This window comes from Kitasatospora sp. NPDC041917 (assembly GCF_055589745.1).
The window spans coordinates 11,021-31,074 of the sequence record NZ_JBVJBI010000016.1; the positions used below are offsets into that span (position 1 = coordinate 11,021).

At 72.6% G+C, this 20,054-nt stretch carries 10 protein-coding genes; all 10 read left to right on the forward strand.

Annotated elements, in window-relative coordinates; genetic code table 11:
- Nucleotides 1–586: 586 nt before the first annotated feature.
- The 10 genes from ACZ6EM_RS20695 to ACZ6EM_RS20740 all read left to right on the forward strand — a co-directional run bounded on the left by ACZ6EM_RS20695 (nt 587) and on the right by ACZ6EM_RS20740 (nt 20,007).
- Nucleotides 587–6,625, forward strand: coding sequence for an acyltransferase domain-containing protein (locus ACZ6EM_RS20695; protein ID WP_465772947.1), 6,039 nt, complete (start codon nt 587–589; stop codon nt 6,623–6,625).
- Nucleotides 6,622–8,448, forward strand: coding sequence for a non-ribosomal peptide synthetase (locus ACZ6EM_RS20700; RefSeq protein WP_465772948.1), 1,827 nt, complete (start codon nt 6,622–6,624; stop codon nt 8,446–8,448). Before ACZ6EM_RS20695 ends, ACZ6EM_RS20700 begins: the two co-directional genes overlap by 4 nt.
- Nucleotides 8,449–8,485: 37 nt before the next feature.
- Entirely contained in the window at nt 8,486–10,270 is a 1,785-nt protein-coding gene (locus ACZ6EM_RS20705; protein WP_452178529.1) for a beta-ketoacyl synthase N-terminal-like domain-containing protein, read from the forward strand.
- A complete protein-coding gene (locus ACZ6EM_RS20710; RefSeq protein WP_401044325.1) occupies nt 10,267–11,508 on the forward strand; it encodes a cytochrome P450 in 1,242 nt (413 codons plus the stop codon). The genes ACZ6EM_RS20705 and ACZ6EM_RS20710 overlap by 4 nt, the downstream gene beginning before the upstream one ends.
- Entirely contained in the window at nt 11,505–11,702 is a 198-nt protein-coding gene (locus ACZ6EM_RS20715) for an MbtH family protein (protein WP_359906749.1), read from the forward strand. Before ACZ6EM_RS20710 ends, ACZ6EM_RS20715 begins: the two co-directional genes overlap by 4 nt.
- Nucleotides 11,703–11,752: 50 nt before the next feature.
- Nucleotides 11,753–12,448: a formyltransferase family protein gene (locus ACZ6EM_RS20720; protein WP_359906746.1), complete on the forward strand. Its 696-nt coding sequence runs from the start codon at nt 11,753–11,755 to the stop codon at nt 12,446–12,448.
- Nucleotides 12,449–12,726: 278 nt separating this feature from the next.
- Entirely contained in the window at nt 12,727–13,149 is a 423-nt protein-coding gene (locus ACZ6EM_RS20725; protein WP_401049518.1) for an XRE family transcriptional regulator, read from the forward strand.
- Nucleotides 13,150–13,258: 109 nt separating this feature from the next.
- Nucleotides 13,259–13,774: a ParH-like protein gene (locus ACZ6EM_RS20730; RefSeq protein ID WP_359906740.1), complete on the forward strand. Its 516-nt coding sequence runs from the start codon at nt 13,259–13,261 to the stop codon at nt 13,772–13,774.
- Nucleotides 13,767–15,038: an MAB_1171c family putative transporter gene (locus ACZ6EM_RS20735; protein ID WP_465772949.1), complete on the forward strand. Its 1,272-nt coding sequence runs from the start codon at nt 13,767–13,769 to the stop codon at nt 15,036–15,038. Before ACZ6EM_RS20730 ends, ACZ6EM_RS20735 begins: the two co-directional genes overlap by 8 nt.
- Nucleotides 15,039–15,618: 580 nt before the next feature.
- The gene (locus ACZ6EM_RS20740) at nt 15,619–20,007 is read left to right on the forward strand and encodes a LamG-like jellyroll fold domain-containing protein (protein WP_465772950.1); all 4,389 of its coding nucleotides are present in this window, start codon (nt 15,619–15,621) and stop codon (nt 20,005–20,007) included.
- The last annotated feature ends 47 nt before the right edge of the window (nt 20,008–20,054 follow it).

A 20,054-nucleotide genomic window follows, 5' to 3' on the forward strand; every position in this document is an offset into this window, starting at 1 on the left:
GGCTGACGCCCTATCAAATTTGTCAACTGCCATGCGGACAGCTTGCATTGGTCGATCGTCCGCTGTCCACTCCGCCCCGCGCCCGCAGATGGAACTGAACGGTACCGTCCGAGGAGATCGAATCGGACACTTTGGCGATCAAATCTCGCCAGCGCTTCAACCGGCCCGCAAAGTGCGCAATCCTGGAGTCGCTGGACTCTCCGCGCTCAAGGGCGGACGAAAGAAAGCGGCACTGCGAAATCCCGGCAGCGAGATTGCACGACAGATCCACCGGCAGGGCCGCACGGGGGCGGTGAGAATTCCACAGTGAGCCGCTGAATCGCGACCACCCGAGTCACCTCGAAGTTTGCCGTCGTCACACCATGCACGGCCGCACCGCACAGCCGGAACTTCGGGCAGCCATTCCCCCCTCCCCGCGCGAGGAGCAGTGTTGCCCCATCGCATGTCCATGCATGTCATGTACAGGTCGGATCTAGCATTCGTCGTCGAACTGCCTTGATGCGGAATCACTGACGAGCCCCCCTTGTGAACGATCGGTTGTGAAGCTCCACCCGCCCATTTCACCAGCCCTGCTGAGGGAGTCGCCATGCCCCAAGAGCGCGCAGCGCGAGACATATCCGCCGTCACGGACTTCCTGCTATCCCGTTTTGCCGAGCTGTTGGACCTGTCCCCGAACTCGGTGGACCGGTGGGCGCCGATGCACCGGTACGGACTGGACTCGCTGAAGTCGGTGAACCTCGCGGCCGCCCTGTCCGAGTTCCTCGGCTGGCAGGTCCCCGCCACCTGGATGTGGCAGTACCCGACCGTCGACGGCCTGGCCCGGGCACTCGTCGAGGGCCCGCGTGCCGCTGAGCCCGCCCCGACCACCCGGCGCCGCACGCCCTCGCACGAGCCCGTCGCGGTCGTGGGCATCGGCTGCCGGTTCCCCGGAGGGCCGGACCCGTCCGCGTTCTGGCGGCTGCTGGTCGAGGGCGGCGACGCCGTCGGACCGGTACCGGGCGCCCGCCGCGAGCTGCTGAACGACCGGGTGCGCTGGGGCGGATTCATCGACGGCATCGACCGCTTCGACCCGCTGTTCTTCGGCATCTCGCCCCGCGAGGCCGTCCAGATGGACCCGCAGCAGCGCCTGATCCTGGAGCTGTCCTGGGAGGCGCTGGAGGACGCGGGCATCGCGCCGCACAGCCTGGTCGGCAGTGACACCGGCGTGTTCATGGCCTCCTGTTGGGGCGACTACGCCGCCCTGGCACACTACCGCGGCCCCGACAGCCAGATCACCCCGCACACCGCGACCGGCATGCACGACGGCATCATCGCCAACCGCGTCTCCTACATCCTCGGCCTGCAGGGCCCCAGCATGGCCATCGACTCCGCCTGCGCGGGGTCTCTGATCTCGGTGCACGTGGGCTGCCAGTCGATCCAGCTGGGCGAGAGCGACCTGGTGCTCGCCGGTGGCGTGAACCTGAGCTTCGTCTCCGACTACTACACCGCCATGGACGCGATGGGCGCGCTCGCCCCGGACGGCCGCTGCAAGTCCTTCGACGCCCGCGCCAACGGCTACGTCCGCGGCGAGGGCGCCGGCGTCGTCGTGCTCGCCCCGCTGAGCGTGGCGCTGGAGCGCGACCTGCCGGTGTACTGCCTGATCAAGGGCAGCTCCTCCAACAACGACGGCCTGAGCAACGGCATGACGGCGCCCAACCCCCAGGCGCAGGAGAAGATGCTCCGCACCGCCTGGCAGCGGGCCGGCATCTCCCCGGACCTCGTGGACTACATCGAGTGCCACGGCTCCGCGACACCGCTCGGCGACCCGATCGAGGCCAACGCCATCGGCGCCGTCCTGGGCGGCGACCGCCCGCAGCCGCTGCGGCTCGGCTCCGTCAAGTCCAACGTCGGCCACCTGGAGGCGGCCGCCGGCATCGTCGGCCTGGTCAAGCTCGCGATGTCGATGCGCAACGGCGTGCTGCCGCCGAGCCTGCACTACACCGCGCCGAACCCGCAGATCCTGTTCGACGAGTACAACCTCACCGTCCAGGACCGGCTGGAGCCGTGGCCGCGGCACTCCGACGCCCGCCGCGGCGGCGTCAGTTCGTTCGGGTTCGGCGGCTCGATCTGCCACGTCGCCGTCGAGGAGCTGCCGCGCCCCGAGGCCTCGCTCCTGCTGCTGGCCGCGGACTCCCGCGAGGCGCTGGCCGAGCGGGCCCGGGCGCTGCGCGACGCGACCGACCTGCGCGCGCTCTGCCGCCGCACGCCCGGCGACGGCCCGTTCCGGCTCGCGGCCACCGCCCGCGACATGGCCGAACTCAGGAGCAGCCTCGACGCCTTCGGCAGCGGTGCGCAGGCCCCCGGACTGAGCGTCGGCGAGCAGGCCGGCCGCCGGCCGCGGGTGGCGTTCCTGTTCTCGGGCAACGGCTCGCAGTGGGTCGGCATGGGCCGGCAACTGCTGGCCGGCCAGCCGGTGTTCCGCCGGTCGATGATGAAGTCCGACAAGCGGATGCGGGAGCTGCTCGGCTTCTCGCTCGTCGAACAGCTGCTGGCCCCCGACGGCCGCCTCGACGACATGGACGTCTTCCAGCCGCTGCTGTTCTCCCTGCAGGTCGCGCTGGCCGAGACCTGGCGCTCGCTGGGGGTGGAGCCGGACGTCGTCGTGGGGCAGAGCGTCGGCGAGTTCGCCGCCTCCCACATCGCCGGCGCCCTCGACTTCGACGACGCCTCCCGCCTGGCCGCCCACCACGGCCGGCTCCTCCAGCTGCTGGCCGTGGGCCGCGGCGAGGGCATCGTGGTGATGACCCCCGCGGACGAGGTCCGGCCGCACCTGACCGGCGGGCTCACCCTCTCCGGCTACAACGGCCTCAACTCCACGCTCGTCACCGGCACGCCGCAGGAGATCGACGACCTCGTCGAGCGGCTGACCGCGGCCGGCGTCACCAACCACCGGGTGCGGATGGGCCACGCCCCGCACTCGGCGCTGGTCGACCACGTCCTCGCCCCGCTGAAGGTCGAGCTCGACGGCATCAGGCCCCGGAGCACCCGCATCCCGATGATCTCGACGGTCACCGGCGAACTCGTCGACGGCGCGGAGCTCGGACCGGACTACTGGGCGGACAACCTGCGCCGGGAGATCCGGGTGGTCGACGCCCTGACGAAACTGCGCGACCACGACGTCGACGCGGTGATCGAGCTCAGCCCGCACCCCCTCCTGCTCAAGTCGGCCTCGGAGATCCTGCCGGCGACCACCCTGCCCTCGCTGCGGCGCGGCGCCGACGAGGCCTCGACCCTGCTCGGCTCGCTCGGCGCCCTGTACACCGCCGGGCACCCCGTCGCGGCCCACCCCTTCCTGGCCGGCGACCGGGGACGGCACGTCGCGCCGAGCCCGGGCGACGCCGCGGCCGACGGGCAGCTGCACCTGGTGCCCGTCACCGCCCGGACCGCGGGCGCGTTGACCGACACCTGCCGCGAGCTGTCCAACCACGTCGAACGCGACCCCGGCCTGCGGGTCTCCGACCTCGCCTACACCCTCGCCGCCAGGCGCACCCACCACGGCCACCGGATCGCGCTGTTCGCCCGCGACCGGCAGGACGTCCTGGACGGACTCGCCCGGGTCGCCGCCGGGCAGCCGCACCCCGACGTGGTCACGGGCACGGTCTCCGGCAACGCCGACCGGCGGGTGGCGCTGGTGTTCTCCGGCGGCGGCACCCAGTGGGTCGGCATGGGCCGCGAACTGCTGCGCTCCCACGCCGGCTTCCGGGCCTCGATGCACGCCTGCGACGCCGCCGTGCGCGCGGCCGGCGGCTTCTCGGTGCTCGACCACCTCGCCGCCCCCGCGGAGGAGGCCCGGTACGAGGAGATGGACTTCCAGCAGCCCGTGCTGTTCGCCCTGCAGGTCTCGCTGGCGAAGGTCTGGATCGACCTGGGCATCGAGCCGGCGGCCGTCGTCGGGCACAGCCTGGGCGAGGTCGCGGCCGCCTGCGTGGCCGGCGCGCTGTCGCTGGAGGACGCCGCCCGGGTCGTGGTCGCGCGCTCGCACCTGCTGGAGCGCAAGGCCGCCGAGGGCGCCATGATCTCGGTCGACCTGCCGGAGGAGGAGCTGCGGCCGCGGCTCGCCCCGTACGCCGAGCACGCCGCCGTCGCCGTGGTCAACAGCCCCACCAGCGCGGCGGTCTCCGGCTCGCCCGAGGCCGTCGACGCCCTGGAGGCCGACCTCAGGCGGGACGGCGTCTCGGTCCGGCGGATCCGGGTCGAACGGCCGGTGCACAGCCCCGGCATGGACCCGCTGATCGAGCCGCTGCGCGAGAGCATCGACGGCATCACCCCGCTGACGCCGGCCATCCCCTTCCACTCCACCGCGCTGGCCGACACGGTGAACCCGGTCGCCGACGTCGACTACTGGGTGCACAACCTGCGCAACCAGGTCCGGTTCGCCGAGACGATCGGTGCGCTGGTCGACCGGGGTGTCTCCACCTTCATCGAGATCGGCCCGCACGAGACGCTGCGCGGCGCGGTCGAGGAGATCGGGCTGTCCCGCGGCGTCCAGGTGCACGCGATCAACTCCCTGCGGCGTGAGGAGAGCGACGTCCGCTGCCTGCTGGGCGCCGCCGCCTCGCTGTACGTCAGGGGCCTGCCGCTGACCTTCGACCCGCTCTTCGCCGACGACGTCGAACTCGTGGAGACCCCGCTCGTCCAGTGGCAGAAGGAGCGCTACTGGATCGACACCGACACCGAGCCCCGCGGCGCGACGGCGCCCGCCCCGGCCGTCGGGACCGCGGCCGTGGCCGCGACGGTGGCCGCTCCGGTCGAGGTGCGGCCGGCGGCGGCGCCGGCCACGGCGGACCGGCCGGTGGCGGAGGTCGTCCTCGCCGAACTGGCCGACGCGCTGGGCGTGCCGGTGAGCAGGTTCGACGAGAACGCCGGTCTGCGCGACTTCGGCCTCGACTCGATGCTGGCGATCCGCCTCGTCAACAAGATGCAGGCGGTGCTCGGGCACCGGGTGTCGCCGGTGGTGTTCCTGGACGGGCGCTCCATCGCCGAGGTCGTCGGCCACTTCGTCGGGCTCTCCGGCGGACCGGCCGCGCCCGCCCCGGCGGTGCCGGCGCCCCAGGCGCCGGCCGCGGCCGCCCGGCCCGCCCCGGTCCCCGAGGCCGCGCCGAAGCGGTCGTTCCTGGAGGACCTGTCCGAACTGGACGCCGAGGAGCTGGTGGAGGAGCTGGACGCGCGCGGGCTGCTGGAGGCCACCGACGCGCCGGCGCTGGAGCAGCTGCGCGCCGAAGGCCTCGGTCTCGAAGTGGCGCCGGCCTCGCACGGCCAGGCCTCGCTCTGGTTCATGCAGATGGTCGCGCCGGACGCCGTGCCGTACAACTTCATGGTGACCGCCCGGATCCGGACGGCGGTCGACGAGGAGGCCCTGGAGCACGCCGTCCGGGCCGTGCTGGACCGGCACCCCGCGCTGCGCACCGTCTTCGTGGAGGCGGGCGGCAGCCCGTACCAGGTCGTCCTGGACGAGCCGGTGTACGAGTTCCTCGTGGTGGACACCTCCGACCTGGACGACGAGCAGGCCCGCGAGGAGCTGGCCCAGTACGGGCACGAGCCGCTCGACATGGACAACGGGCCGCTGGTGCGGATCGTCCTCATGCGGCGCGGACCGTCCGACCACTACCTGATGGTGCTCGTCCACCACATCGCGTCGGACGCGGCCTCGGCCGACGTCATGATCCGCGAACTCCAGGAGTACTACGAGGGCGCCGACCCCGCCCGCAGCGCGCCGGTCGCCCCGTACACCGAGTTCGTCGAGTGGGAGCGGCAGTGGCTGGCCGGTCCGGCGGCCGAGGCGGCCCTGGACTGGTGGTCGCGGAAGCTGGCCGACCCGCCCGCCCACCTCGACCTCTCCAGCAAGGAGCGGCCGCCGGGCGTCACCTACGAGGGCCGCGACATCGCGTTCCGCTGGAGCGCCGAGGAGACCCGCCTGCTGCGGGAGTTCGCGGTGCGCGAGGGCGTGTCGGTGAGCACCGTCGTGCTGGCCGGGTTCTTCGCCACGCTCAACCGCGCGGCCGGGACCGAGGACTCGGTGCTGGCCACTGCCATCGCCCAACGGGCCGAGCCCGGTTGGGAGTCCGCCATCGGCTACTACCTCAACACCGTGCTGGTGCGGGCGAACCCCTCCGGCGGGCGGAGCTTCCGCGAGCTGCTGAGCGAGGTCCATGCCTTCTCGCTCGGCCTCCTGGAGCACATGAACTACCCGCTCGACCTGCTGGCCTCCCAGCTGAAGCCGCCGCGCGCCGAGGGCCGCTCCCCCTGGTTCGACGTGGTGGTCAACTGGCTGTCCTCGGACGCCTTCCCCCGCTCCGTCAAGCTCTTCCACGGCATCGGCGAGACCATCGCCCCGGACGGCGCGCTGCCACTCGAACCGCTCCAGGTGCGCCGGCACCTCGCCAAGTTCGACCTGGAGATCTCGATGGCCGACATCGACGGCAGGGTGGCCGGCCACGTCCAGTTCAAGCCGAGCTACCTGGAGCGGCGGACCGTGACGGCCCTGCTCGCGCTGTACCGCACCGTGCTCTTCGACTCGATCGCCCGACCCGACCAGGCCCTCGGCGACATCGCGCCGACCGGCCTCCCCAAGGAGACGGACAAGTGACCGAAACCCTGCACTCCGAGTTCATCGCCCAGGCGGTCAAGAACCCCGACGCGACCGCGGTCTACTCCGACGCCGGCGTCCTGACCTACGGCGAGCTGAACGAGCGGTCCCGGGTGCTGGCCGAGCGGCTGGCCGCCGACGGCGCGGGCCCCGGCGTCCCGGTCGGCATCTGCGTCGAGCGCACCCCCGACCTGCTCGTCGCCGTCCTGGCGGCCCTGCGCTCCGGATCCTGCTACCTGCCGCTGGACCCGAACTACCCCGCCGACCGGCTGACCTTCATGGTCCAGGACAGCGGGACCCGCCTGCTGCTCACCACGCCCGCGTCCCGGGCCAGCTGCCCGCCCGGGCCGACGGTCGTCGTGCTCGGGGACGGCGTGACCACCGAGGCCGGCGCGAAGCCCGTCGCGGTCGTGCCCGAGGACACCGCGTACGTCATCTACACCTCGGGCTCCACCGGCAGGCCCAAGGGCGTGGCCGTGCGGCACTCCGGCGCCGTGGCGATGCTCGCCGAGATGGACCGGGTCCTGGAGGGCTGCGACCTGAGCGGCGTCTCGGCCGCCAGCTCGATCTGCTTCGACCTGTCCGTGATGGAGGTCTTCAACGCCCTGTGCCGCGGCGGCGCCGTGGTGCTCGTCGAGAGCGCCGTGCACCTGCCGGAGAGCCGGTACGTGGACCGGGTCACCCACCTGTCCGTCGTCCCGTCGGTGATGAACGGCCTGCTCGACGCCGGCGCCCTGCCCCCGAACGTGCGCTCGATCGTGTTCGGCGGCGAGGCCCTGCGCCGCAAGCTGGTCGACCGGGCCTACCAGGAGACCGGCGCCACCCGGGTGTTCAACGCCTACGGCCCTACCGAGGGCACCGTCTTCTGCTCGTTCGGGCTGGTGCCCGAGGAGGGGACCGACGAGCCGACCATCGGCCCGCCGACCACCACCGACCTGGTCTACGTGCTCGACGACGAGCTGAAGCCGCTGCCGGTCGGCGAGGCCGGCGAGCTCTACCTCGGCGGCGTCGGCCTCGCGCACGGCTACGTCAACCGGCCGCGCACCACCGCCGAGCGGTTCCTGCCGGACCCGTTCCGCAGCGGCGAGCGCATGTACCGCACCGGGGACGTCGTCAAGTTCACCGAGAGCGGCGAACTCCAGTTCCTCGGCCGCTCCGACCACCAGGTCAAGCTGCGCGGCTACCGGATCGAGCTGGAGGAGGTCGAGGCCCGGCTGACCGCCTGCCCCGAGGTCCGGGAGGCCGCCGCCACCGTCCGGGGCAACCGGCTCGTCGGCTACGTCGTGCCCGCGGGCGACGGCGCGCCGCAGGACGGCCCCCGGCTGGACGCCGCGCTCCAGAGCGCCGTCACCGGCAGGCTCGCCGTCGAACTGCCCGACTACATGGTGCCCGCGACGCTCGTGTTCCTGGACGCCCTCCCGCTGGGCCCGGGCGGGAAGCTCGACCGCAACGCGCTGCCCGAGCCGCCGGCCGCCGACACCGACGGGCCGCTGACCGCCGCCGCCACGCCGACCGAGATCGCGCTGTCGGAGATCTGGGGCCAGCTGCTCGACCTCGAACCGTCGACCATCGACGTGCAGTCCGCCTTCTACGACCTCGGCGGCGACTCGCTGCTGCTCGTCCGCCTCGCCCGGCTGATGACCCGGCGCTTCGACCGCCGCGTCCGCGTGCCCGACCTCTTCAGCTTCCGCGACATCGCCTCCCTCGCCCGCTGGCTCGACGACGAGTTCGGCGCCACCCCCGAGGTGGTCCAGTCGGCCCGCCAGCGGGCCGGTGCCCGCCGTGCCGCCCTGCGCGGCCGCGGCGGCGCCACCGGCCGCTGAGTCACGCCCCCTACCCGACACGAAGCAGGAGCCTTCCATGACCGACAGCCCCGAGCAGGAGTACGACCCGGGTGACGTGGCCATCATCGGCATGTCCCTGCGGGCACCGGGTGCCCGCACCAAGGAGCAGTTCTGGGACATCCTCGTCAACGGCCGGGAGACCGTGTCCTTCCTGGCCAAGGAGGACATCCACGTCGACGAGACCCTGATCCACAGCCCGTTCTACGTACGGGCCTGCGGCGTGCTCGACACGTACGACAAGTTCGACCCGTCGGTGTTCGGCATCAGCGACCGGATGGCGGCCGCGATGACCCCGGAGAACCGGCTGTTCCTGGAGAGCGCCTGGGAGTCGCTGGAGGACGGCGGCTACGACCCGGACCGGCTCAAGGCCGAGATCGGCATGTACGGCGCCAACAACCCGCAGACCGCCGCGCTCTACAGCTCCCCGCCGGACCGGGTGTCGGTCGGCCCCGAGGCGATCGAGGCCAGCCTGGCGTGGTCGCCGGACACCATGACCTCCAACGCGCTGTACTACATGGGCCTCACCGGCGAGGCCGTCACCGTCGCCGCCGTCTGTGCGGGCTTCCACTACTCGGTGCACCTGGCCTGCCAGTCGCTGCTGCTGGGCCAGAGCGACATGGCGATAGCCGGCGGCTCGATGGTCCGCCTGCCGCACCCCCGCGGTCACCTCTGGGAGGAGAACCGCATCCTGTCGAAGGACGGCCACTGCCGCCCGTTCGACGCCAACGGCACCGGCACCGCGCTGTCCAGCGGCGTGGTCACCGTGCTGCTGAAGCCGCTCGGCCAGGCCGTCGCCGATCGCGACCACGTCTACGCCGTGGTCCGGGGCTCGGCCGTCAACAACAACGGCGTCAGCGCGATGGCGTACGGCCTGGCCCAGCCCGAGCGGCTGAGCGCCTGCATCGCCGCCGCCATGGAGGTGGGCGGCGTCACCCCGGACACCGTGTCCATGTACGAGGCCAACGGCCTCGGCCTGCCGATGACCGACGAGCTCGAAGTGCACGCGGCGACCATGGCGTTCGGGAAGCAGACCGCGACCACCTCGATCGGCGGGGTCAAGGGCAACGTGGGCCACGGCGGCGTGGTGTCGGGCGGCTTCGGCGCGATCAAGGCCGCGCTGTCGCTGTACCACAAGACGCTCCCGGCGACGATCAACCTGACGGAGGTCAACCAGGACCTCGACTTCCCCAGCACCCCGTTCGTGCCGCAGATCGAGGGCGCGGCCTGGGAGCCGGAGGCCGGCATCCGCCGCGCGGGCATCACCTCGATCGGCGGCGGCGGCTACAACGCCCACCTGCTGCTGGAGGAGGCGCCGGCGCCCGCCGAGCGCGCTCCCGAGGAGGCGGGCCGGCCGCGGCTGGCCACCCTGTCCGCCCTGGACGACGACGCGCTGGGCCGCCAGCGCACCCGCCTCAAGGAGTGGCTGGAGGCGAACCCCGGCCTGCGCCTGGACGACGTGTGCTTCACCCTCAACCTCGGCCGCAAGGTGATGGCCCGCCGGTGGGCGGCCGTGGTCCGCAGCCGCGAGGAGCTGATCGCGGCGCTGTCCGACGACGCCGCCCGCGGCGCGGCCACCACGACCGCCGCCGCCCCGCGGACCGACCCGGGCGCCTTCTCGCGCAACGACAGCGGGATCGTGCCGGCGGGCCGGGACCACGAGGCGCTGTCCGACCTGGCCGCCGCCTGGGTGACCGGCCAGCAGGTGGACTTCGACGCCCTGCACCTCGGGGAGGCCGGCCGCCGCGTGCCGCTGCCCACCTACCCGTTCCAGCCCCGCCGGTTCTGGCGTACGGACTGGTGACCATGAGCACACCGGCACTGGACACCTTGGACCTGGGAGACCCGGCCACCTTCGCGGACCACGACCTCGTCGGGTTCTGGCGCACCCTGCGGGACACCGCACCGATGCACTGGAACCCGCCGGTCGGCGGCCGCCGGGGGTTCTGGGTGCTCTCCCGCTACGACGACATCATGGCCACCTACCGGGACAACGTGAACTTCACGTCCCAGCGCGGCAACGTGCTCGTCACCCTCCTGGAGGGCGGCGACGCCGGGGCCGGCCGGATGCTGGCCGTCACCGACGGACCCCGGCACCTGGAACTGCGCAAGATCCTCCAGCGGGTGCTCTCGCCGAGGGTGCTCGACGAGGTCGCGCAGACCGTCCGGGTCAACACCCGGCAGTGGATCCGCGAGGCGGTCGAGTCCGGCGGCTGCGACTTCGCGGAGCAGATCGCCAGCCGGATCCCGATGACCACGATCTCGAACCTGCTCGGCGTGCCCGAGCGGGACCGGGACTACCTGCTCTCCCTGACCAAGACCGCGCTCTCGGCGGACGACGAGGACGTCGACGAGGTCGACTCCGAGATGGCCCGCAACGAGATCCTGATGTACTTCATGGACATCGTCGAGGAGCGGCGCGAGTCACCGGGCGAGGACGTCATCAGCATGCTGATCGGCAGCGCCATCGACGGGGTGCCGCTGACCGACGAGGACGTCGTGCTGAACTGCTACAGCCTGATCATCGGGGGCGACGAGACCAGCCGGCTGACGATGATCGACTGCGTCCGCACCCTCGCGGCCCAGCCCGAGCAGTGGCGGCGGCTCAAGCAGGGCGAGGTCGCCGTCGAGACCGCCGTGGACGAGGTGCTGCGCTGGGCCTCGCCCACCATGCACTTCGGGCGCAGCGTCGAGCGGGAGACCGAACTGCACGGCGTGCGGCTGCGGAAGGGCGACATCGTCACCCTGTGGCACGCCTCCGGCAACCGCGACGAGCGGGTCTTCGCGCGGCCCGAGGAGTTCGACCTCGGCCGCACCCCCAACAAGCACCTGGCCTTCGGCTACGGCCCGCACTTCTGCGTCGGCTCGTACCTGGCCAAGGTGGAGATCGCCGAACTGCTCAAGGCCCTGCGGGACTTCACCGTCGGCTTCGAGCAGACCGACGAGGCGCTGCCCATCCGGTCCAACTTCCTGACCGGGTTCTCCACCATGCCGGTGCGCTTCGATCCCGATCACTCCGGACTGAAAGAGGTCGACCGATGAGCGGCAACCCCTTCGACGGCGGGGAGGGCGACTGGCTGGTCGTCGTGAACGCCGACGAGCAGTACGCGCTGTGGCGGCCGCACCTGGCCGTCCCGGACGGCTGGCGGATCGTCCACTCCTGCCCGGACCGTGAGGGTGCCCTCGACTACGTCGAGCAGCACTTCACCACCGCGGTGGGAACGCCGGCGGCCTGACGGCGACCCGACGGCGACCACCACCCGAACCAGCGACCGCAGGAGTGCGGATGAACATCTACATGTCAGGACAAGGGGCGTTCGCGGTTCAGGTCGCGGAAGCCCTCCTGGACAACGGTCACAAGATCGTCGGCGCGGCCGCGCCCCGGCTGCGCAAGGGCAAGTCCGACGAGAGCGACGCGATGGCCTGGGACCGCCTGCGCGCCTGGGCGTTCCCCCGGGACATCCCCTGGACGGACTCGGCCGAACTGCGCGCGATGCACATCCCGGACGGGGTGGACATCATCGTCGCCGCGCACTCGCACGCCTTCCTCGGCCGCAACACGCGCGCCAGGGCCACCGTCGCCACCATCGGGTACCACCCCAGCCTGCTGCCGCTGCACCGCGGCCGGGACGCGATCCGATGGACCATCCGCGACGGCGACAAGGTGACGGGCGGGAGCGTCTACCACCTCACCGAGCGCACCGACGGCGGCCCGCTCGCCGCCCAGGAGCACCTGTTCGTGCCCCCGGGCTCGACCGCGCAGAGCCTGTGGCGCGACCACCTGGCTCCGCTGGGCGTGCGACTGCTGCTGAAGGTGGTCGCCGACCTCGCCGCGGACCGGCGCATCGAGGTCCCCCAGGACGAGAAGCTGGCGACCTGGGAACCCGCGATGGACACCCAGCCGCTGTTCAAGCCGGAACTGATCGCCCTGCCCGGCAACACCCGGGTCGACAGCAACAAGTGGGCGCTGCACGAGGGGTGACAACCGGGCCCGACGACCGAACGGAATCGATCCGGTCGACTCAGCAGGTGTCCCCGGGTGTTCGGCACTCCGGGGGCACCTGCCGCGGCGCCTCCCTCGGCCGCCGCCGTCCCGCGCGCGACACCCCCTCCCGCCCGGGAGGGGGCCGGGAAGCGGCGCGGCCCGACACCGGCGCCGTGCCCGAAGCTACGATGGTTCCCCGGCGGCCGACCCCGTGCACCAGCGCCGCCCGAACCGGCAGTGGTGACGCAGGAGGCCAGGTGGCGCAGGAGGCGGAGATGGCGGGAGCCGGGGCGAGTTCGCTCGCCGAGAAGATCGAGACGCTGTTCCGCACGGTCCGGCGCCCCAACCGGGAGCAGTACAGCAACGAGGACGTGGCGCGCGCCTGCCGCGAGGCCACCGGCGAGACCTTCTCGGCCACCTACCTGTGGCAGCTGCGCACCGGCAGGCGCGACAACCCGACCAAACGTCACCTGGAAGCCCTGGCAGGGTTCTTCCAGGTCTCGCCCGCCTACTTCTTCGACGACCGCTCCGAGGAGATCCTCGCCGAACTCGCCGTCCTGGAGGCGCTGCGGGACGCCGGCGTCCGGAACATGGCGCTGCGGGCGGTGGAACTCTCGCCCGAAGCCCTGGACACGGTCTCCGATGTGATCGAGACTATCGCTCGCCGGGAGGCTGCCAGGGGCAAACCCTCCCGGTGAGCACGACGCGGTGCCACCGGGAGGCACCCCGCGACGGCTGACCGGCCACGCCGGCCCCGGCGGACAGGTGAGGCGCGCATTGCGGTGGATCCGACGGCACGGCGGACTGATGCGGCGCTGCCGCGCGATCAGCGACTCGCTCGAACTCCCCGACCCGTTCGACGCCGCCGAGCTCGTCGCCCGCCTCGCCCGCGACCGCGGCCGGCCCATCGACCTGATCGCCGTACCCGCACGGCCCGGGGCTCCGTGCGGACTGCTGGTGACGACCGGTCAGGCCGACTACATCGTCTACGCCGAGGACACCAGCGAGGTGCACCGCCAGCACATCCTGGTGCACGAGTACGCCCACCTCCTGCTGGGCCACACCGACGGCACCCCGGCCGACCCGGGACTCACCCGCGGCCTGCTGCCGCACCTCTCCCCGGCACTGATCGGGAAGGTCCTGGGACGCACCGTCTACCTCGAACCGCAGGAGCAGGAGGCCGAATTGCTCGCCTCGCTGATCCTCAAGCGCGCCCTGCTGCCCGGCGGCCGGCCGTCCGGCGCGGAGCCCCGCGACGCCGAGTGGGCGCACCGGCTCTCCCCCCTGCTGGGCACCCGCCGCCCGACCGGCCCGCATGACTGACCCCGTCCTCGCCCTCGCCGCGGCCTTCCTGCTCGGCCTGGGCACCTACCGCTTCCTCGCGGGCCGGCGCCGCGGGCGCTCGCCGGCCCTGCGCTTCACCTGCTGCTTCGCCTGGTGCTTCGGTGCCTTCCTGGCGCTGACGGCCGCCCGGGGCAGGGTGGACATCGACCACGGAACCGGCCTGGCGGGCCTGTCCGGCATGCTCACCGACCACCTCAGGACGGGCTCCGCCGGATTCCTCGCACTGACCGCCGTCGCGCTGCGCCGCCCCGAGGCCGACGCCCGCGCGCTGCGCCGCCGCTGCGTCGGCACCGCCCTCGCGGTCCTCGCCGCGACCGTCCTGTTCCTGCTCGCCCGGCCCCGGGAGGACGGCGGCCAACTGGTGGCCACCGGCGCCCTCGGCCCCGTGGCGCTGGCCGGCTACGACCTGGTCATCACCGGCTACGTGGTCGGCTGCCTGGTCACCCTGCTGCGCCGGACGACGCACTGGACCCGCCGGGCCGACGACACGGCCCTGCGCACGGCCCTCGGCCTGGTCACCCTCACCACCGCCGTCGGCCTGATCTGGGCCGCTTGGGGCCTCGACGACGTCCTCGGCGCCCTGCGCACGGGCCGTCAGCTGACCACCGAGGACCCCGTCTCGCTGGCGCTCGGACGCGTGTGCGCGATCCTGCTGCTGGCCGGCGCCACCACGCTGCTGTGGGCGCGCGCCGGGCGCGCCGCCCGGCGGTGGCGGGCCGCGTACCGCGGCTTCCGGTCGCTCGGGCCGCTGTGGCGGGCTCTGCACGCGGCCTTCCCGCAGATCGCCCTCACCACGGGCCGGATCACCCCGGGCCGGATCACCGCGGGCCGGATGCCACCCGCCGACGCCGAACTCGCCCTCTACCGGCGGGTCATCGAGATCCGGGACGGGCTGCTGATCCTGCGTCGCTACCGCACGGCCGAGGACTCCTCCGCCCCCGGCGTCTCCTCCGCCGATGCCGATGCCGACGCCGACGCCGACACCGACGCCGACACCGACGCCGCCGCGCGGGCCGAGGCCGTCCGGATCGCCGCCGCCCTGCGCCGCGCCCGCACCCGGGCTCCCGACGGCCCCCTCCGCGGCGGCCCGCCGCCGGCCGAACCGCACCTGCCGCACACCGGCGGCCTGGAGGCCGAGACCCGCTGGCTGGGGCAGATCGCCCGGGCGCTGCGGACCCTGCCACCGCTGCCGACCGGCCCGGCGGCGGACTGGAGCCCGGACGCCGCGCCTTCCGCTCCTTAATCGGCTTTTCCCGGAATCCGATTCGGCATTTCCGATTCACCGACCCGACGACAACTTGACCACAACAAGGCCGAGTTATTCCGCTGAAAAAATCTGACGAACAGCCAGGCGGAAAGAGTGGAAATGTCCCGAAGGCCGCTCCCCCTCGGCCGCTCCGCGCCCGGGAACCGTCCACCCCCGCCCCGGCGTCCCGCTTCCGGGGCACGTCGGTGACCGCCCGTGGCCCCACTGCCGCCCGGACCGCGCCGCCTCCATCCATGACACCCCGGGTGACCAGCACCGACGACCAGGAGATGGGATGCCCGCCACTCGTCGCGGCGTCGCATCGAAGCTGTCGGTCACCGTTCGCCGCCGCCACCCGGGGGCGAGAACCCACCGCGGCAGCCCTTCAGGCCTGTGACTTCCGCCACAGTGCATCAAGTGGTTTGTCCGGTTTTACCTGCGCTGCTCCCCTTCTGACGACGCATCGACACGGGCATGCATCCTGGCGGATTTCTCATGAACCTTTGACACCTGATTAAGCGTCCATAAAGATCCGCTCAAACTTCGCCCACATATCGGAAGTCGGAGCTTACGCACAGTGAGAACAGCAGCAAGACGGTCGGGCAGTCTGCTCGCCGCGGCACTCGCCGCGGTCGCCCTGACCGCGACCGCGGTGGTGCCGGCCGCCGCCGCGACCGGCGGAACGCCACCGCCCGGCCTGACGGGCTCCCAGGACACCGCCGAGAGCCTGGCCGTCAAGGAGGCCGCCCACAGCGGCAAGCCGGTCGAGGTACTCGCCAAGCGCAGCGAGACCAGTGACACCGTCGCCCAGCCCGACGGCAAGCTGAAGACCACCACCTACGTCCAGCCCAAGCGGGTGCGCAAGAACGGCGCCTGGGTGGACCTCGACCCGACGCTGCAGGCACTGCCCGGCGGCGCCGTCGCCCCCAAGGGGTCCACCGCCGACCTGCGGTTCTCCGGCGGTGGCAGCGAACCGCTGGTCACGATGGCCCGGGCCGGCAAGGAGCTGAAGCTCAGCTGGCCGAAGCCGCTGCCCAAGCCGAAGGTCAACGGCGCGACCGCCGAGTACGCGTCGATCCTGCCGGACGTGGACCTGCGGCTGTCCGCCACCAAGACCGGGTTCACCCAGGTCGTCGTGGTGCACACCGCCGAGGCCGCCAAGAACCCCGAGCTGGACCAGCTCCGGCTCGGCCTGCAGGGCACCGGCCTGACGGTCAGCCAGGAGGCGGACGGCACGCTCAAGGCGAAGGACCCGTCCGGCGGCGGCACCGTCTTCGAGGCGCCCGTCCCGGTGATGTGGGACTCCTCCAAGCCGGCCGCCGTCACGCCGGACGCCCCGGCGACCGCCACGCCGAACGCCCCGGCCGCCGCCCCGAAGACGTTCAAGGCCGCCCCGCAGGCGGCGCCGCAGGCCGAGGCCCCCGCCCCGGGCGCTCCCGCCGCCGGTCGGAACGACCTCGCCGCCGCCGGCTACGGCGACCTGCCCGGCGAGGGCGCCAAGATGACCCGGCTCAAGGTCGACCTGCCCAAGGACGGCCTGGTCCTGTCGCCCGACCAGGGCATGCTGGACGCCGCGGACACCGTCTACCCGGTGATGATCGACCCGGCGTGGAACACCCCGCACGCCGGTGACTGGGCGGGCGTCTCGCGCAGCTACCCGAACCAGGCGTACTGGCACTTCACGTACAACAGCAGCTACGTCCACGACTGGGGCGTCGGCTACTGCGGCGACACCTCGCGGTGCGCGCCGACCGACGTGAAGCGGGCCTTCTTCCAGGTCTCCAACCCGTTCGTGGGCAAGCAGATCCTCAGCGCCACCTTCGGCACCTACGAGAGCTGGTCGTACTCCTGCGACGCCCGGCCCGTCGAGCTGTGGAACACCGGCTACATCTCCCCCGGCCTGAACTGGAACAGCCAGAACGCCTCCGGGTTCTGGAGCCGCTACCTGCAGACCATCAACACCGCGAAGGGCTGGAGCGGCAGCTGCCCCGGCGGCTGGCTGGAGTACGGCCAGGACGGCGCGGTGCGCAACCTGGTCCAGGACGCCGCCAACTGGGGCTGGCCGACCATCAGTTTCGGTCTGAAGGCCCAGAACGAGGGCGACACCCTCGCCTGGAAGCGCTTCACCGACGACGCCTACCTGTCGGTGTACTACAACCTGCGGCCCAACCAGATCCCGATGTCCGACATGACGATGTCGCCGGGCTCGGTCTGCCAGTACCCGGGCATCAAGATCAACAAGATGCCGCAGGTCACCACCCGGGCGAGCGACCCGGACGGCGAGGCCATCGGCGTGCAGTTCGCGGTCGGCTGGGACGACGGCAGCGGCCTGCGCCGCCGCTGGTGGTCCACCGGCTCGGAGGACGCCGCACCGGGGTGGGACACCTTCAAGGCCTCCGGCTCGATGTTCTCCTGGCCGCTGCCCACCGGCCTGCCGCAGAACCTCCAGCTCGACTGGGAGGCCCGCGCCTGGGACGGCGCGCAGTGGGGGCCGTGGTCCTCCGACGGTGACCCGACCGGCTGCTACTTCATCGTCGACACCTCCGCACCGGACGGCCCGGCGATCACCTCGGACGCCTACCCGGGCTCCAAGGACGCCACCGCCGCGCTCCCCTGGACCGACGGCGTCGGCAAGAACGGCTACTTCACCCTGAAGTCGGCCGCGACCGACGTGGTCAAGTACCAGTGGGGCCTGGACACCTCGCCGTCCGCGGCGAACGAGATCGCCACCGGCGGCGGCGCCGCACAGACCGTCCGCGTCCAGCCGCAGACCGCCGGCGTGCACTTCCTCTCCGCCCGGGCCGTCGACGGCGCGGGCAACGCCTCGCAGCCCGAGACGTACTACTTCAACGTGCTCTCCGGCCAGACCCAGCGCACCGGCTGGTCGATGGACGACGCCGCCGGCGGCACCTCCGTCGCCGGCACCGGCGGCAGCTTCGAGGCCACCCTCGGCTCCGGCACCACCCCCGGGGCGCCCGGTCACCTCGCCGAGGGCCTCGCCTTCGACGGCACCGCCAACGGCTACGCCGAGACCCAGGGCACGGTGCTGAACACCACCCGCGGCTTCGCCGTCTCCGCCTGGGTCAACCTCGCCGAGAACACCCGCAACCGGGTCGCCGTCAGTGAGAACGGCAACTCCGCGGCCCGCTTCGCCCTCGGCACCTTCGGCGGCAAGTGGAGCATGTGGACGTCCAGCCGGGACAACCCCACCGACTACGCCCTCGAAGCGGCGAGCTCCGACGCCCCCGTGGTGCTCGGCCAGTGGACCCACCTGGTCGGCGTCTACGACCCGGTGGCGAAGACCAGCACCCTGTACGTCAACGGCGTGCCCGGCACCCCGGTGAACGTGGTCGCCAACTGGGACGTCCACGGCGCGCTGGAGTTCGGCCGCTCCAAGTACTTCGGCAACTGGACCGACCCGTGGAAGGGCTCGGTCGACGAGGTCCGGCTCTGGGACCGCTCCCTGAGCAAGGCCGAGGCCGCCGACGTCGCCGCCGACAAGCAGCTCGCCACCGGCCTGCCCGCCACGTCGGTCTGGCACCTGGACGGCGCCTCCGCCAAGCCGGTCGGCACCGCCGAGACCGACAACCTGACCGCCTACAGCGGCGTCGCACTCGGCCGGCCCGGCATCGCCGACAAGGCGATCCACCTGGACGGCGTCGACGACTACCTGCGCGGCACCCGCCCGCAGGTCGACGGCAGCCGGGACTTCTCGGTCTCCGCGTGGGTCAAGCTGCCCGCGCCGACCCCCGGTGACACCACCGCGAAGATCGCCGTCACCCAGATCGGCCAGCACAACAGCGAGTTCTCGCTGTACTACTCCACCTACTGGAAGCGCTGGATCTTCGGCCGCTACAAGGAGGACACCTCCGCCGACACCCTGGTCCGCACCTGGCAGCCCGACTGCACCCCGGGCACCCAGATCAACGGCGCGCCCTGCTTCGCCGGCACCACCGGCGAGTGGACCCACCTGCTGGGCGTCTCCGACACCGCCGCCAAGAAGCTGCGCTTCTACATCAACGGCTTCCTGGTCGGCGAGTCCGACTACACCCAGAACGCGCCGTGGGCCAACCCCGGCCCGCTGCAGATCGGTGCCGTCAACCGCGAGGGCGCCAACGGCGAGTTCTTCGGCGGCGACATCGACGACGTGCGCCTCTACGACCGCGTCGTCACCGGCCCCGAGGCCAGCGCGATGGTCCAGCAGCGCCCGCAGCTGGCCGGCCGCTGGAAGCTCTCCTCGGCCACCGGCACCCCGGCCGTCACCCCGGACGAGGGCCCGGCCAAGGCCGGCGCCCAGCTCGGCGGCGGCGCCTCGATCAAGGCCGACGGCGGCGTGCTGCCCGCCCCCGGCACCCTGCTGCTGGACGGCTCCACCGGCTACGCGGCCACCGGCTCCGTCCCGCTGCACACCGGCCAGAGCTTCACCCTGGCCGGCTGGGCGAACACCGCGGGCGTCCCGACCCGGGACATGACGGTGCTGTCCGTCGCCGGCGCCAACAACAGCGCGGTCACCCTGCGCTGGCACACCCTGGGCAAGGACGCCAACGGCCAGCCCACCGGCCAGTGGCAGGCCGAGGTGCGCGACTCCGACGCCACCGGCGCGGTCCGCACCCTGACCGCCCACACCCCGGCCACCTCCGTCCTGGAGAACTGGACGCACCTGGCGGTCAGTTACGACGCCTTCGCGGACCGGCTCGCCCTGTACGTCGGCGGCCAGATCGAGAACCAGGGCTGCCCGGACGGTTCGACCGGCTGCACCCCGCACATCTCCTGGACCGGCGCCCCGCAGCCCTACGAGGCGACGGGCGGCGTGCAGTTCGGCCGCAACCGGGCGGCCGGCGCGTGGGGCGAGTACTTCTCCGGTGAGCTGGACGACGTCTGGCTGTACCAGGGCGTACTGAGCCCCGCGCAGATCACCAAGCTCGCCGACTACAACGTCGAGCTGAACACCTCCACCGGGGTCTGATTCCCCCCTCCGTTTCGCGGGCCGGGCGGCTTCCTGCCGCCCGGCCC